We start from the raw sequence: 14,226 nt of genomic DNA, 5'->3' as shown, positions 1-14,226 counted from the left end.
TCAGTGCAGTCTTTCCTGATCCGCGAGTTCCCTCAGGGCTTCGATCTGCCACTGCCGACATTCGGCCGGAGATGACCGGTAGAACTGATCCCAGGCAGCGGCTTTGTGCTGGGAATAGTCCACGGTGTTCTGCTCGGGATGACGATTCCTCCAGCCCACTCTCACGGCGTGGCCGATGACCACATCAAGGGCGATGTCGTCGTCGAAGCGCATGTCGGGATTGGCGGTTGAAAAGGCCATCAGCGAGAGCAGGCTTTCCGTGCAGAGCTGCCGGTATTCCGGAGCTCCAATGCGACTGAGCAGATGCTCCACCTGAATGGCGAAGTTGCGTTCGCCCGGGGTTTTCTCGCGAACCAGCGCGTTGGTCAGACGGTTGCGGCGCTCCAGTTTGTCGCCGATCACCAACCCACGGCAGTGGTGCAGCAGTGACCAGATCCCCGCATAAAACTCTTTGGGCACCTGTTGCAGTGAGCCCAGGCGGATCCGGTGTTGCAGCCAGTCGCTACCGCTGGGGCTTTCATCCAGGGGTTCGGGGATGTTCCATTGCACCTTGCCGCTCAGGTGCAACAGTTCCCGACGTTGCAGTGCGGCTCTGGCATGGTCAACGTCGGCCAGCACCGTGCGCAGGCGCAGGCTGATGCGGTGAGGAGGTTCATCGCACAGGGCTTCGAAGGCTTCGTCCTGACTGCACTGCTTCTCGGCGGCCAGCTCTGAGGTCAGCAGCAGCAGCAGCTGCCCGAGCTGGAAGGTCAGAGAGCCTCGGATCATGCTCGGTTCGCGCCTGGCAATCCCGTCCAGTGCAAGCAACAACTCCTGCTGGAGCATCCGTTCGCGTCCGTCACTGCCACAGGTGCGCTCGATCAGTGCTGCGATCGACTGGCTGGAGACAGGACTGGTTAGCCGGGAGTCGCTGCTGTAGTTGCGGCCGATCACGACCTGTTTCTGGCGGCTCAGCAGGTCCGTGAGTGCGTCTTCCAGTTGAGGATGAACCAGACCCATTGCCCCGGCGCAGCGTCTGGCCACGTTCCAGTCCTCCTGGCTGAGGCCGCGGCGATAGATCTCCTGCAGCAGGGTAGACAGCTCAACTGGAGTTCCCTTGGGTCCGCTGAGGATGGCCTGCTGACCGAGTCGTTGCGTCAACAGCTCCAGGACTTCCGCTTGTTCCCTTAGCGAATGGCTGCTCCACAGCCTCTGGCGTAGCTCTTCCAGGGGAATGTCATCCAGTTCCTGCTCCTGGGCCGCTGTCAGGTCACTCAGGTCTGTGGAGGCCTGCAGCAGTTCAGCTGCCTGTTCTGCCTTGTCAGGCTCGGTCGTGTTCTCTCTCTTATCCGGCAGTGTTAACCACTGGGCTTTGCTGGCCAGGGTCTCAAGATCAGCGAAATCCACAGCAACGTCTTCGACGCTGCCGCTCTGCAGGCGTTGGGTGAGTTCCAGCAGAAGCGTTTGGTGTCTTTCCAGCAGAGCGGCTTGCACGGGGATCAGTAGCAGGGGTGCTCCCTGGCCCTGCCAATGCCGTTGGAGTAGATGCAGCTCGTTGATGATGCTTTCGATCAGCTGTCGTGGGTCATGGCTGAGAAAGAACGTGCCCTCCTCCAGTACTGCCGGCAGAAAAGCCAGTTTTTGTTCGCCTTGGCGATAGAGGCGAGCCGTCACCGCTGTTTCCGGTCGCAGTGGTGGGTGACCGCTGAGACCCAAGGCGTCGTCGGCGCCAACGTTGCCTAACCGTTCTCGTAGGGCCTCAGATGGCAGCACTGGTAGGTCAGCGGCTTCAGGATCGCTGACCGGTAACCCGAGCGTCTGGAGTTGTCGCGCGACGGCATCAGTTGCAGGAACCAGCGACACCAACACTGTTTCGGCTCCCAGCATGGCGGGCAGTCGCCGTCCGCAGGGGTCAAGATCCTCCGCCTTGATCAGTCCATCCAGCAGCATCTCTCCAATCCAGGCGAGGCTCTGGGTCCAGAGCAGCGGCATGTTTTCGTTGGCAATGCGGCGCTGACTCCCTGGTGCCCGCCGTTCCAGCTCCAGCTGTTCGGCGGGCACCAGGTAGAGCTCTGGGAACAGTCGTTCTCCATCGCGTTCCACCTGCAGTGCCTGCAGACGTTCACGCCAGAGGTTGGCCTCGTCCCAGCGCTGCTCGAAGCAGGCGGTGACCAATTCGTAGGCGAGAAACAGTGGCCATTCCGATTCGATTCCTTCAAAGGTGGCCAGTTCTTCACGCTCGTAGTGCAGCCGGGTGATGTCTTCCACCACCGTTTGATGACCATCCCTGCGAAAGCGTTTGTAGCCGTAGGGACCTCCCAGTTCGCGCCTGATCCGCCTGTTGGTGCGCTCCACCAGCGCCCGGTCTTCCACCGCCCAGGCGGGGTAGCCGATCACCGAGAGGCAGGCGCTGTCGACTTCTTTGCTGGCTGATTCACGCGGCAGCAGCCCCGTCAGGGCTCGTCTCAGACGCACCACAGCACCGTGGGGAATCAGCACCTGCATGCTTCCGTCTCCGTGGGACGCGCAGAGGTCAACCCCGTCAAGTGACTCCAGTGCGGCTTTGGCCATGCCGATCGAACTGGCATTTCGTTCCGGCAGGCCGTGATTGCCCTTGTCGCCCCGCTCCCAGATCCCGTAATCGGCAACGCGGTAGGCCCTGGCCACGTAGTACACCAGGTTCTGGATGAAGGATGCTTCGTGATGGTTATGGATGACAGCCAGACCACTGGAGCTCAGCTGGGCCAGCTGCAGCAGAAACAGTGATGTGGCATCCAGCTGCAGATGCCCCCATCCATCATCGGGAACGACCGGGGATCCACTGGCACTGTCGTATTTCGCATGCAGAGCATCCAGGGGATCGAGGCTGCTTTTAAAGCGCTCCACTTTTTCGGCCTGACGCATCATGGCGTTTAGTAATCCGCGCATCAGGTCGATGACGCGCTGCTCGAGCTCCCAGCAACGTTGACAGCTGCCTTGTTGGCGCCGGTGGGCGATCGCCAGCCCCCAGACGCACTGAATCGAATAAATGCAGTCGCGAACCCAGGCGTCACCGTAATTGCCATGCACGGTGTGGGCCGTACTGGCAGGCAGCAGCCCACTGATCGGGTTCTGTCGCTGCAGCACCACTCGCTCGATGGAGCGGTCGAGCTGTGTCAGTCGTTGCGCCCGCAGCTGATCCTCTTCACGGGTCGGGTTCGACAGAACCATGGTGGCTAACGCGACCGGATCTAGATTCTCTCGTGCAGCGGACACGCGGATGGAAGTACTGACAACGGGTCCGCGCGATCAACGTCGTTGCCATGTTCTCGATATTCCCGTTGATGCCTGCAGGGATGTCGCAGCCGCAGCCATCGGCCTGCATGCGGAGCGTGGAGGTCAGATCGTCACGCTGAATGCAGAGATGACGATGCTTGCGCGCCGCAACATCGACCTGGGTGCTGTCATCCGCGCTGCGGATCTGGTGGTTCCTGATGGGGCAGGGGTGGTCTGGGCTCTCGCTCGCCAGGGCGTCAGGGTGAAACGCAGTCCAGGAATCGAGCTGGCCTGGTCGTTGCTCAATTACGCCGAAGCCCATGGGTGGCGCGTTGCACTGGTCGGAGCGTCGCCTGAAGTGATGGACAGGCTGTGTGACCGCCTTGCTCAACAGAGCCCTGAACTGCAGTTGGTCTTCGCAGAACACGGATATCAGGACGCCAGTGCCTGGCCGGAGCTTGAAACAAGGTTGCGGCGACTTAGCCCTGATCTGGTGCTTGTGGCACTAGGGGTGCCACTGCAGGAGATTTGGATTCAGAGAATGCGCGTCCAGCTGCCTGGTCTTTGGATGGGCGTCGGCGGCAGCTTTGACGTCTGGTCAGGTTTGAAGCAACGTGCCCCAGGTTGGACCAGCCGTTTGCAATTGGAATGGCTTTACAGACTGTTGCAAGACCCAAGCCGCTGGAGGCGCTATCTCGCACTGCCTCACTTCGCCTGGTCGGTGCTCTGTCGCGGAAAGCGACACCGCTGAACGCTTTAGCGGAAACCGACGGAGGCCTGCCAGACGAAGGCCAGCAACAGGAAAAACAGAGGAATGATCGGGAGGATGTCGACCAGCGGACCGAAAGCCTGATAGGCCTCTGGAAGTTGGGCCAGCAGATCAAGTGAGAAAGCAGCCATCCCGGCGGAAAACGGTCAATGAGCGGACGCTACCACGTGTGATGAGCCGGGGAGTCCTCTTCCCAGGGAGCGAAATCCTCTGAAAAACAGCCGTCCTTGATCGCCTGCCCCATGGCGGTGGTGAAGCGGATCAGATGCGTGAGGTTGTGCAGGCTGAGCAGGGTTAGCCCCAGCAGCTCATCACTGCGGATCAGGTGGTGCAGATAGGAGCGGCTGTGTTGACGGCAGGCTTGGCAGGGGCAGCTTGGATCCAGCGGTGTGTGGTCGTGGCGGAAACGGGCGTTGCGCAGATTCCAGCGTTCCCCATCCACCAGGGCTGTGCCGTGCCGGCCAAGCCGTGTCGGCAAGACGCAGTCGAACAGATCGATCCCGTTGGCGACGGCAACGCTCATTTCCCTCAGAGTTCCGATCCCCATCAGATAGCGAGGGCGATCATTCGGCAGCAGGGGAGTGACCTGGCGCACGATCCGATGCATGTCTTCCACCGGCTCGCCCACGCTGACTCCGCCGATGGCAATTCCCGGCAGATCGAAGCCGGCAACCGCCCTGGCGCTGGCGTCACGCAGGTGTGGGAAACATCCTCCCTGCACAATGCCGAATAGGGCCTGATCGGACTTCTGATGGGCGCTCACGCAGCGCTCCAGCCAGGCATGGGTTCGACGACTGGCCTCCTCCACATCGTTCTCAGTTGCTGGATAAGGGGGACATTGATCGAAGGCCATGGCCACGTCCGCCCCGAGTGCCATCTGGATCTCCATCGATCGCTCCGGGGTCAGCAGGATGCGGCTGCCGTTGCGTGGATTGCGGAAATCCACGCCGTGGTCATCGATGCGATTGAGATCGCCAAGACTGAAGACCTGAAATCCACCGGAATCGGTGAGTATCGGTCCGTTCCAGCCCATGAACCGATGCAGCCCACCCGCGGCCTCCACAACCGCCTCGCCTGGTTGCAGATGCAGGTGGTAAGTGTTTGACAGCACCATCTGGGCACCGGTGGTTGCCAGCTGGTCCGTGCTGACCCCCTTCACGGTGGCCAGGGTCCCCACCGGCATGAACCGCGGCGTATCGACGACTCCATGCGGGGTTGAGAAGGTTGCACAGCGTGCTTCCGTGCGCGAACAGTGAGCGCTGATCTTGAAGTCGAACACGCGCACCTCCGCCCGACCTATGACCCTACGGTGAGTGAACTCCCTGATCTGCGCTGCTCTGCGGTCTGCCTCTCCCACTTGGTTGCGTGATCTGGCCGGTGCCTGGGTGTTTTATTCAGTGCTCCCTGGCGGGCCATGGCCCTTACCCCGTTTCGAGCGCATTGCCCGTTTTGCTCCCTGGATCGGAGCCGTGATCGGTGGGCTGATGGCAGCCCTCTGGCTGTTGCTCAGTGCTCTGAACTGGCCACCTGTGGCGATCGCTCCTGCGGTCTTGGCTCTTGGTCTCTGGCTTACAGGTGGGCTTCATCTGGACGGACTGATGGACACGGCCGACGGTTTGGCTGCCGGGAACAGTCGTTGTCTCGAGGCCATGGATGACAGCCGTGTCGGGGCCAGTGGGGTTCAGGCGGCGTTCATCGCGCTGCTGCTTCAGTTTTCAGCGCTGGTTCAGCTGGGTCGGTTCGCTCCTGCGGCCCTGGTGGTCTCCGCGATTTTCGCGAGGGTCTCGCCGCTTTGGGCCATGGGCCGCTTCCCTTACCTACGCCAGCAGGACACGGGGACTGCGGCGTTCCATCGCAGCAACTGGGGTGGTTGGCGTGAAGGCAACCCGACCCTGTTGCTGTTGCTTGCTACAGGCCTGCTGGTATGGGGGCTAGAGCCTCGGCTACTCATCGCTTGGGCCGGTGTTGCGTTGCTTGGGACCTGTGCAGCTCTTTGTCCTGCTGAGTGGCTGGGCCGGCGTCTGGGGGGACATACCGGCGACAGCTATGGCGCAACATTGATGATCTGCGAAACGCTCACGCTGCTGGGTTTTGCGTTGCTTGTTCCTGCTCTGTTGCCGGCAGCTTGAGCAGAAAGGCATTGCCCTGCGCAGGCAGATCTGCATCCAGCGTTTTCGGTTCGGTGTGAAGGTTCAGTGAGCCACCGCGGTTTTCCGCCAGGCGACGGGCCAGCGAAAGACCCAGTCCAGAGCCTGGACGATCGGTGCTGCTGCTGCCGCGTACTCCTTGCTGGAAAATGCGCTCATGCTCCGTGGCGGGAATGCTTGGGCCTGCGTCCCAGACGCAGATGGCATGGTTCAAGAGCTTCAGGCCTAGTGCGCAGCCGGGCGGGCTGTAGCGGAAGGCGTTTTCCAGAAGGTTGGCCACGATTTCAGCCATCACGGCATCGGCAGCCGGTCGAGCGGCTTGGGTCCAGGCAGTCCACTGATCAGGGCCATGCCAGGGCCTGTTTTGCAGGGTTGCTGTGGCAGAAGCCCTCTGGATCAGAGGATTGAGCACGTCAGCCACGGTCAGGTCAGGAGCATCTACGGGAACGGGTGGTAGCAGCAGAGGTGTGGACGCATCAGCCTCCAACCTGAGCTCGCCCTGGCCGATCCGGTCCAGGGACTGGAGATAACGATTCAGTTGATCCTGCTCCTGAATCAGGCTTTCCACCAATGAGCGCTGCTGATCGTCTGGGCCGATCCGACGCAGCAGAAGCTGGGCGTAAGTGCGCAGAGCGGTTAATGGGTTGCGCAGCTGGTGCACCACCAGGTTCAGTTGCTGGCGTTGCTCGTCCAGCTGGTGGTAAAGCTTTCGGCGATCTTGTTCCAGACCGAGAATGCAAGCGAGCGTTTCCGCGCAGATCTGCAGGCGAGGGTCATGGTCGACGGGCCTGCCTGGTAGCGGTTGCTGCTCGGCACGCAGCACGCCTAGAAGCATGTTCTCGTGGCGCAAGGGGTACCAGCGACGTTCCTGAGCCACGCTGCGCAGGCTGGGGTCTTCGGTAATGGCTGGCGGCAGTGCTGAGTCGAGAGGCCACTGAGCCACAAGCGTCAGGGTCGGAGTGGAGCCCTGTTCACGATCGGTGACATATAGGGCAAGACGCGCCATGGCCGTCTCGACCGCAAGAGACTGCAGCTGCTGCTGCGCCAGCTCTAGGAACCGATCGGACAGTTGCATCAGCCGAACTGCATCACGGAATACAGACGGTCGTGCGGTACAGCATCTGGACTGCTTGCCAAATTGGGAAAAAGTCTTAAGATCGGAGATGCGACCGATAGCACGGCCCCTGGGAGGCCTTGCTCCTTCGTTGCTCCAATTGAGGTTGCGCTTTCCGTGCCACCAAGGTTACAGCAGAGGTTGATGATCCCCTGTTGACGTCGACGTTTGTCGTTGCGAGCAATGGAGTGTGTCTTATTGCGAGCCGGCCTTCACCGGATTTCCGCAGTCCGAACGCTGATGACCTGAGTTCTTCCCTTGCGGATCGATCAGGACATTGCTCATCCAACGGCTCAGCCCAACAGCTCCCTTCAGTCCACCTCTCAGCTCCCGTCTGCGGGAGGCAACCTTATGTCTAAGAAGCGCAAGCGGATTAGCCGCCGCCGTCTTGCCGGTCAGCGTGTTCTGGCCCACGTGGCCACGTTCCATCTTGAAACCGGTGAACACAAGCCCGTGACAGCGGCCCGCCGCTTCATCGCTGAAGGCTGTCTTGTTCCTCCAGCGTTGTTGAATGTGCGTCGCAATGAGCACACCACCGACCGTTTTTTCTGGGGTGAAAAGGGCTTGTTCAGCGCCCAGTATGCGGAGGAAAATCACTTTCTCTTCCCTTCTCTGCGCACGATCGTCGACCGCGTCGGCGAAGAAGTGATCTTTGAAGGTCTGGAACTGTCTTCCGACGACTGGGAAGAGATGGAAGAGTACGAATACGCCTTCGTTTAATCAGGCGAGATGTTGTCCTGGTTGGGTTATTTCAGCCAGGACACGATCGATTCAGCCATGGCTTCCTGAGCTTCCAGTGGAATGGTGTGTCCACCGGCGAAGGTTTTCAGGGTGCATTCATTGGATCCCGGCTTGAGGAGTGCAAGCAGCCGCTCTGCTGCCGCAGCCGGTACAACGTCGTCATTCTGGCCGTGTAGGAGCAGCACAGGTGGGCGGGTCGACGGTGGTTGCCATCCCGGATGGGGGTAGCCACTGCAGCTGATCACGCCTGCTAGTGGCAGGTTGCAACCCACGTGCAGGGCCATGGCACCTCCCTGGGAGAAACCGATCAGAACCGTTTGAGAGAGAGGAATCGTCTCCAGGTCGAGTTCTTCGATGCGATGGCGTAACTGTTGCGTTGCTGACGGCACGGCCTGCCAGTCAGACGGGAATAGGCCGTACCACTGGCGCCCCTGACCGCTTGGGTGAGCTTCGGGTGCCTGCAGTCCAATGCATTCCGCAGGAACTGTTGCTGCTGCCGCCAGCCCATCGCCAAGCGGTAGCAAATCCTCGGCATCTGCCCCCCAGCCATGCAGAAGCACCAGGCGAATGCGTCCAGGTTCCCGACCGGCATGAATCACTGAATCAGGCATCAACTGGTTGACCTGCTGCTGCGTAGGTTGGCCCAAGGTCTCATTCCTGTCCTGCTGCCATGGCTCCCACTGCGCTGCTGAGCGTGTCCGATAAGCGCGGACTGGTGCCTCTCGCTGAGGCTTTGCATCACCGCTACGGCTACCAGTTGCTCTCCAGCGGTGGGACAGCCAAGGTCCTCAAGGAGGCTGGTCTGCCTGTAACTCCTGTGGCGGATCACACCGGCGCGCCCGAGATTCTTGGCGGACGTGTGAAGACGCTGCATCCTCGCATTCATGGCGGCATCCTTGCCCGACGTGGCGATCCCAGCCATGAAGCCGATCTGATCGCTCAGGAGATCGCACCGATCGATGTTGTGGTCGTCAATCTGTATCCGTTCCGGGAGACGGTGGCTGATCCAGCGGTGAGCTGGGACACCGCCATCGAGAACATCGATATTGGTGGTCCCACGATGGTGCGATCCGCTGCCAAGAATCACGCGTATGTCGCTGTGCTCACTGCCCCGGATCAGTACGACCGCTTTTTGGCAGCGCTGGATGCTTCAGGTGGGGCACTTTCGGATGCTGTTCGTCGCCAGCTTGCCGTGGAGGCTTTTGCGCATACGGCGGCTTACGACGCTGCAATTACTCGTTGGATGCAGGTCAGGCCGGAGCTGAGTGACACAGACGATCCAACTGCGGCAGATCTTCCCTGGCTCGAAGCTTTGCCATTGCGTCAACGCCTGCGATACGGAGAAAACCCCCATCAACACGCCAGCTGGTACAGCGCCAAGTCGGGCTGGGGTGGAGCGATCCAATTGCAAGGCAAAGAACTCAGCACTAACAACCTCTTGGATCTGGAGGCTGCCTTGGCAACGGTCCGAGAATTTGGCTATGGCACCACGGGTCGTCACCCCGCTAGTCGCGCTGCAGCTGTTGTGGTGAAACACACCAACCCTTGCGGGGTGGCGATGGGTGATGGCACTGCTGCCGCACTCAGTCGGGCTTTAGATGCGGATCGGGTCAGCGCCTTTGGAGGCATCGTGGCCTTGAACGGTTGTGTTGATGCAACCGCTGCCCGTGAACTCACGGGTCTTTTCCTGGAATGTGTCGTTGCACCGGCGTTTTCGCCCGAAGCGCGGGAGATCCTCGCCGCCAAAGCCAATCTGCGCTTGCTCGAACTCTCCCCAGATTCGATTGATTCCGCTGGCCACGACCATGTGCGCAGCATTCTTGGTGGAGTCCTTGTGCAGGATCTTGATGATCAGCCGGTTAGTGCGGATGATTGGACCGTGGCAACTGAACGAGTTCCTACCGCAAGGGAACGCGAAGATCTCTGTTTTGCCTGGCAATTAGTACGCCACGTTCGTTCCAATGCGATCGTCGTCGCCAGCGAAGGTCAGAGCCTCGGAGTAGGAGCCGGCCAGATGAACAGGGTGGGTTCGGCGCAGATCGCCCTCCAAGCCGCCGGTGAGCGCAGCCGGGGTGCGGTGTTGGCCAGTGATGGCTTTTTCCCCTTCGACGACACGGTCCGCCTGGCTGCAGAATATGGAATTACGGCTGTCATCCATCCAGGCGGCAGCAAGCGTGATGGGGATTCAATCCAGGCCTGCAATGAACTCGGCTTGTCGATGCTTCTGACTGGGCGTCGTCACTTCCTGCACTGATGACCTGAACCGTCGGGAGGTTGAGGGAGTCCACGACCTGAGGGCTGCAGTTTTAGCCTTCGACCAGTCGTGTGATTTTTGATGCCTCAGTCCCTGTCTTTTGGCCTCAACTTCGTGCATCCGCTGATGATGTGGCTGTTGCTTGCCGCAGGCGGTTACGCCATGTACTTGGGAATCAAGGCCAAGAAGGTGCGTACAGGGACCTCCGAGCAACGCAAGGCTCTCGTTAAAGGAAAATTCGCTCAGAGGCACTATCTCTGGGGCAGCGCTCTGATGGCCGTGATGGTTTTCGGGACGCTGAGTGGAATGGCGGTGACCTATCTGAACAACGGCAAGCTGTTTGTAGGTCCGCATTTATTGGTTGGTCTTGTGATGACCGGAATGATTGCAGCAGCTTCCGCTCTTTCACCCTTAATGCAACGTGGCAATCTTGTGGCGCGCAAAGCTCATGTCGGGTTGAACATGGGAATGCTCACATTGTTTCTCTGGCAAGCTGTCAGTGGTATGCAAATTATGAACAGAATTTGGACTAACCGCTGAAGAGATTGATTGATGTTGATGGCATCAACGATAAAAATCTTCTCGGGTAAGAGGAGTTTTTCTATCGTTACTTCTAACGTAAAAGAAAACGGTTGTAGCAACAGCCAGTAGGGGTACTGCTGTTAATAACAGGATTGCAATTGCCGTATAGTCTTGATACATCGAAGCCTTGAGGTAATTTTCTTATTATACAATAACTAGGTCAAGTAGCTTATGCTGTTCATTTAAGTTATTTATATTACATGGATTGATGGGTTCAATTCTTTTTTTCAATTGAACCAAGGCGTGCTGATCTGCGTTTGGTGAGCGGAATCACTTTTGCTTTGCTTGTTGCCGCCCTTCTCGAAAAGCATCTAGATCTCTTCTGGCAGACCAATAAATACTGAGTTGTTCGCAGGTTTTGGTTTCCATCCAGTTGGCTTCTGCTGCAACAACTCGTGCGTGCAGAGCTCTCTCGGTTTTCGTTTCAAACCGAATGGTTCCTTGGTCCAATGGAGCGTTGATGAAATAATCCCAATTCGGTTCAACCATTGGTCACTTGAGGTTGATTTATTTTGGCGGCTTCTTCTCCGCAAGGTTGTCCATTCTTTATTGGCAAAGGAGTAATCGGCTGCTTGAATCCCCGTAAAAAGATTAAGCCTAGGACTCTTTTGATTTGGGACTAAGTGTAGTTCAGGCCGCTTTATTAAAGTTAACTTTCCCCCTGCTGTCGAAGTCGAATTGAGTTGAGCCATGCATCCGGGCTTGGCAATTGTCGTTTAAGGGTTGGGATTGGCGACAGCTCGCACCCTTTCCCAGGTGTCATAGAATTGATTTCAATCGAAATAATGTTCAAGTGCTAAAGCCGTTTTTGATATCTTTGTTGTATGTGAGCAGTTGTGCGCTGGCACTATTCCAGGCAACGCGCGAATCAACACCGCAACCGATTGGACTTCTGATCGTTGCCATGGTGATGACGCCTGTACTGGTCAGCATCATTGCTGGACTTCCAGTGAATTGTATGTCTTTTCAGAGTAAGCAAATTGAATGATTTTATACACTTCGAGATTAAAACAACCTTGTATCTTGTAATGTAATTGGCCGGTATAAGTAATTGATAAATATTTAAAGCAAATGCTCGTTATATCACTTATTGGACTCTTCTAAAATTGTTTTGCACCAGGATTCCAGGCGATCTTGCGTTTTTTCTGATTCATTGTCTTCGTCAATCGGAAGCCCGCAAAACATCCCGTTGATCATGCTTTTTGAATCATCGAAAATATAGTCTTCACCTGATACATGACCAATCGACTTGCCACCAGCTTTTTGGAAGGCTGTATAAAGCTCCTCCATTGCATCACAGAAAAATTTGCTGAATGCTGCTGAATCTCCAAGACCAACGATAGCCACAGGTTTTCCTGAGCAATTGAGGGTTGGGATCTGTTCAATGTGTTCGTCCCATGCTGTTCCTGACCGCTTGACATCTGAGCCTGTGTTCCAAGTTGGAGTACAGCAGATCAGTGCCTCGCAGGCTTCAATATCTTTGATGTCCTGCAAATCACTGAGCTCTTTCAGCTCAGAATCTGGAAGCAGCTGGTCGAGCCTCTCAGCAATGTCTTCCGTATGACCAGTCGCTGATGCAAAGACAATCGTAAATTTCATAGAGAAACCTATCAACACTATTTTTTCTCGCCCTGAGGCTTTGATCAAATAGTATTTAACAATGTATTGTCACTTACTATACAGCTGCCTCCTGTGAATGGCATTTTATTCAATCAGCTTCTAGTCCGTTGAATAATTCTTGATGAACTGCAAAAGTATGATAAAGAGACGTTGCATTTTCGGGTTGTAATTTAGTACCGTCGCATGTATACGCGATTGCGCAAACTAAATTTCCCTGCCAAGCGATGTTGTCATCGCTTTGCTCTTCTGACCAAGCCATCATCATTTTAAATTGATCAGGGAGTTGATCGCCAATCTTTTCGCATGCCTTGCATAATCGATATAAAGCGGGTGGCTTAGATGGCATCGATAACGCCTTCTTCAGGCTGAGTTCATTGAAGACCCCGATATACCGTATGTATTCAAGAATTTCACATTCAATGTCGCTGAGATCAGCCTGGCTGATGGCTTGATCGATCTCATTTGGATTGAGAGTTGGCCTCTCGTTTGGTTTTGCGATGTTCATGGATCAACAGGCATCCTTTCATTGTGTTTAGCCAGCGTTATCTCAGGCCGTATGAACTGATTCTTAATTCACAGTCATTTTGACAAACTAAAAGCCACGCGATCATCGAGTTCTCTTTGGTGAATCAAGCCTCGGTTTAGGATCAGTTGCTGATTTTTGACAAAAAGCTTGGCTTCAGGCTTATTTGATAATTGATGTCTTCGATCATTTTTTGAGCACTTGTGTGAACGACGACGCTGATGTCTTGAGTCGTATTATGAATTTTCCAGAGGCCAATTCTAATCTCTGATCTTGCGCAGGTCACTTGCCATGCATCGGGCGTCGGTGAGCCTACCTGCTTCACAGTGATTTTTGTCCAGTAATAGTCTCGTCGATGTCCAGTGATGAGCGTATAAGAGGTCGAACCATCTTCCTTTTTTTCTTTTTGGAAATTCAGCTCCAGAAGCTGCTGACTCCAGTCACCCATGATTGTGCATCATTGCACTTTAATCTTAGTCGCCAATGAATTCATTCATGCATCTTTTTTGTCCTCAGTGCGATCCAATGATCACGGTTGTCCCGTGAATGGCTTAATCGGTAGTGGAGATTGGAGAATGCAAATCGCTATAAACTTATGGCGACTTGAATCGTAGTTTTTATGAATTTATCTCTTTTTTTAATGCCTTAATCAGCGTCTTCTGATTTAAAAGATACTGCATGGATAAGCCAAGGAGGAATTGCCTGGATGGCATTCATTCCTCTGTTGAACCATCTTTTTTGTCAGCTGCGGGAGCGGCTTTTTTGTCAGCTGCGGGAGCGGCTTTTTTGTCAGCTGCGGGAGCGGCTTTTTTGTCAGCTGCGGGAGCGGCTTTTTTGTCAGCTGCGGGAGCGGCTTTTTTGTCAGCTGCGGGAGCGGCTTTTTTGTCAGCAGCAGGAGCGGCTTTTTTGTCAGCTGCGGGAGCGGCTTTTTTGTCAGCAGCTGCTGGTTTCTTGGGTTTTAGTTTGGATGTATCAAGGTTTTTCTCACCAAAAGCTTTGTAGCCGAGTAATACCAGGCCGCCCAACACTGGAATGGAAGTGATGCCGCCCACGGCAATCTCAAATCCTGACAATGCCATTGTTGATTGGCTGATGAAAAGGAAAGATAACACATTGCCGTTTTCACATTTTGCAACAAATCAGGCCATCTAACCAGGGATTGTTGAGAGCCCTTTATGGGAGATTCAGGGCTTCATACTCGATTGGTTTCGTTCAGTGGCGAAGACGATTGCATGTTTTAAG

The 14,226-nt window shown here is 56.1% G+C and carries 15 protein-coding genes; 5 read left to right on the top strand and 10 right to left on the bottom strand.

Annotation, left to right across the window (positions count from 1 at the left end):
- Positions 1-3,189 (bottom strand): glycoside hydrolase family 15 protein, encoded by a 3,189-nt coding sequence (locus DXY37_RS12290; RefSeq protein ID WP_115127038.1) that lies wholly within the window; start codon positions 3,187-3,189, stop codon positions 1-3.
- 49 nt (positions 3,190-3,238) lie between these two features.
- On the opposite strand from DXY37_RS12290, the gene DXY37_RS12285 reads away from it, so the two are divergent.
- The gene (locus DXY37_RS12285; RefSeq protein WP_115126933.1) at positions 3,239-3,985 is read left to right on the top strand and encodes a WecB/TagA/CpsF family glycosyltransferase; all 747 of its coding nucleotides are present in this window, start codon (positions 3,239-3,241) and stop codon (positions 3,983-3,985) included.
- A gap of 5 nt (positions 3,986-3,990) precedes the next feature.
- Here DXY37_RS12285 and DXY37_RS12280 read toward each other — a convergent pair whose 3' ends face one another.
- Both DXY37_RS12280 and tgt read right to left on the bottom strand, forming a co-directional pair.
- On the bottom strand, positions 3,991-4,134 hold the full coding sequence (locus tag DXY37_RS12280; RefSeq protein ID WP_067093186.1) for a photosystem II reaction center protein K: 144 nt from the start codon (positions 4,132-4,134) through the stop codon (positions 3,991-3,993).
- A 29-nt stretch (positions 4,135-4,163) separates the two neighbouring features.
- Positions 4,164-5,282: a tRNA guanosine(34) transglycosylase Tgt gene (gene tgt, locus DXY37_RS12275; RefSeq protein ID WP_115127037.1), complete on the bottom strand. Its 1,119-nt coding sequence runs from the start codon at positions 5,280-5,282 to the stop codon at positions 4,164-4,166.
- Between the two features lie 34 nt (positions 5,283-5,316).
- On the opposite strand from tgt, the gene DXY37_RS12270 reads away from it, so the two are divergent.
- The gene (locus DXY37_RS12270) at positions 5,317-6,132 is read left to right on the top strand and encodes an adenosylcobinamide-GDP ribazoletransferase (RefSeq protein WP_244277135.1); all 816 of its coding nucleotides are present in this window, start codon (positions 5,317-5,319) and stop codon (positions 6,130-6,132) included.
- On the opposite strand, the gene DXY37_RS12265 is transcribed toward DXY37_RS12270, so the two are convergent.
- On the bottom strand, positions 6,080-7,225 hold the full coding sequence (locus DXY37_RS12265; protein ID WP_115126932.1) for a sensor histidine kinase KdpD: 1,146 nt from the start codon (positions 7,223-7,225) through the stop codon (positions 6,080-6,082). The two genes, DXY37_RS12270 and DXY37_RS12265, sit on opposite strands and share 53 nt — an antisense overlap.
- 390 nt (positions 7,226-7,615) lie before the next feature.
- On the opposite strand from DXY37_RS12265, the gene DXY37_RS12260 reads away from it, so the two are divergent.
- Positions 7,616-7,984 carry a DUF3155 domain-containing protein gene (locus DXY37_RS12260; protein WP_067093332.1) on the top strand — a complete coding sequence of 123 codons (369 nt, stop codon included), beginning with the start codon at positions 7,616-7,618 and terminating at the stop codon, positions 7,982-7,984.
- 26 nt (positions 7,985-8,010) lie between these two features.
- Here the strand turns inward: DXY37_RS12260 and DXY37_RS12255 are convergent, their stop codons facing one another.
- Complete coding sequence (locus DXY37_RS12255) at positions 8,011-8,616, bottom strand: alpha/beta hydrolase (RefSeq protein WP_115127035.1); 606 nt, start codon at positions 8,614-8,616, stop codon at positions 8,011-8,013.
- A 59-nt stretch (positions 8,617-8,675) separates the two neighbouring features.
- Between DXY37_RS12255 and purH the strand changes: the two genes are divergently transcribed.
- Together purH and DXY37_RS12245 are read left to right on the top strand one after the other, a co-directional pair.
- Complete coding sequence (gene purH, locus DXY37_RS12250) at positions 8,676-10,259, top strand: bifunctional phosphoribosylaminoimidazolecarboxamide formyltransferase/IMP cyclohydrolase (protein ID WP_115126931.1); 1,584 nt, start codon at positions 8,676-8,678, stop codon at positions 10,257-10,259.
- Between the two features lie 81 nt (positions 10,260-10,340).
- Positions 10,341-10,799 (top strand): DUF4079 domain-containing protein, encoded by a 459-nt coding sequence (locus DXY37_RS12245; protein ID WP_115126930.1) that lies wholly within the window; start codon positions 10,341-10,343, stop codon positions 10,797-10,799.
- A 312-nt stretch (positions 10,800-11,111) separates the two neighbouring features.
- Here DXY37_RS12245 and DXY37_RS12240 read toward each other — a convergent pair whose 3' ends face one another.
- The 5 genes from DXY37_RS12240 to DXY37_RS12220 all read right to left on the bottom strand — a co-directional run bounded on the left by DXY37_RS12240 (position 11,112) and on the right by DXY37_RS12220 (position 14,063).
- Complete coding sequence (locus DXY37_RS12240) at positions 11,112-11,330, bottom strand: hypothetical protein (RefSeq protein WP_067093183.1); 219 nt, start codon at positions 11,328-11,330, stop codon at positions 11,112-11,114.
- A gap of 594 nt (positions 11,331-11,924) precedes the next feature.
- The gene (fldA, locus tag DXY37_RS12235; RefSeq protein ID WP_371638185.1) at positions 11,925-12,488 is read right to left on the bottom strand and encodes a flavodoxin FldA; all 564 of its coding nucleotides are present in this window, start codon (positions 12,486-12,488) and stop codon (positions 11,925-11,927) included.
- A gap of 61 nt (positions 12,489-12,549) precedes the next feature.
- Positions 12,550-12,966: a hypothetical protein gene (locus tag DXY37_RS12230; protein ID WP_115126928.1), complete on the bottom strand. Its 417-nt coding sequence runs from the start codon at positions 12,964-12,966 to the stop codon at positions 12,550-12,552.
- Positions 12,967-13,108: 142 nt separating this feature from the next.
- Positions 13,109-13,432: a hypothetical protein gene (locus DXY37_RS12225; protein WP_115126927.1), complete on the bottom strand. Its 324-nt coding sequence runs from the start codon at positions 13,430-13,432 to the stop codon at positions 13,109-13,111.
- Positions 13,433-13,697: 265 nt separating this feature from the next.
- Positions 13,698-14,063, bottom strand: a complete 366-nt coding sequence (locus tag DXY37_RS12220; RefSeq protein WP_115126926.1) for a hypothetical protein — start codon at positions 14,061-14,063, stop codon at positions 13,698-13,700.
- Positions 14,064-14,226 lie beyond the last annotated feature (163 nt).

It is taken from the genome of Synechococcus sp. GEYO (genome assembly GCF_900473955.1).
GTDB lineage: Bacteria > Cyanobacteriota > Cyanobacteriia > PCC-6307 > Cyanobiaceae > Synechococcus_C.
Note: the sequence above shows the minus strand (reverse complement) of the source record. Positions and strands in the feature narration are given on the sequence as shown.

Coding starts and splice junctions, on each gene's coding strand:
- DXY37_RS12290 (WP_115127038.1), bottom strand. CDS start 3,189: ATGGTTCTGTCGAACCCGACCCGTGAAGAGGATCAGCTGCGGGCGCAA.
- DXY37_RS12285 (WP_115126933.1), top strand. CDS start 3,239: ATGGAAGTACTGACAACGGGTCCGCGCGATCAACGTCGTTGCCATGTT.
- DXY37_RS12280 (WP_067093186.1), bottom strand. CDS start 4,134: ATGGCTGCTTTCTCACTTGATCTGCTGGCCCAACTTCCAGAGGCCTAT.
- DXY37_RS12265 (WP_115126932.1), bottom strand. CDS start 7,225: ATGCAACTGTCCGATCGGTTCCTAGAGCTGGCGCAGCAGCAGCTGCAG.
- DXY37_RS12260 (WP_067093332.1), top strand. CDS start 7,616: ATGTCTAAGAAGCGCAAGCGGATTAGCCGCCGCCGTCTTGCCGGTCAG.
- DXY37_RS12255 (WP_115127035.1), bottom strand. CDS start 8,616: ATGCCTGATTCAGTGATTCATGCCGGTCGGGAACCTGGACGCATTCGC.
- purH (WP_115126931.1), top strand. CDS start 8,676: ATGGCTCCCACTGCGCTGCTGAGCGTGTCCGATAAGCGCGGACTGGTG.
- DXY37_RS12245 (WP_115126930.1), top strand. CDS start 10,341: ATGCCTCAGTCCCTGTCTTTTGGCCTCAACTTCGTGCATCCGCTGATG.
- DXY37_RS12240 (WP_067093183.1), bottom strand. CDS start 11,330: ATGGTTGAACCGAATTGGGATTATTTCATCAACGCTCCATTGGACCAA.
- DXY37_RS12230 (WP_115126928.1), bottom strand. CDS start 12,966: ATGAACATCGCAAAACCAAACGAGAGGCCAACTCTCAATCCAAATGAG.
- DXY37_RS12225 (WP_115126927.1), bottom strand. CDS start 13,432: ATGGGTGACTGGAGTCAGCAGCTTCTGGAGCTGAATTTCCAAAAAGAA.
- DXY37_RS12220 (WP_115126926.1), bottom strand. CDS start 14,063: ATGGCATTGTCAGGATTTGAGATTGCCGTGGGCGGCATCACTTCCATT.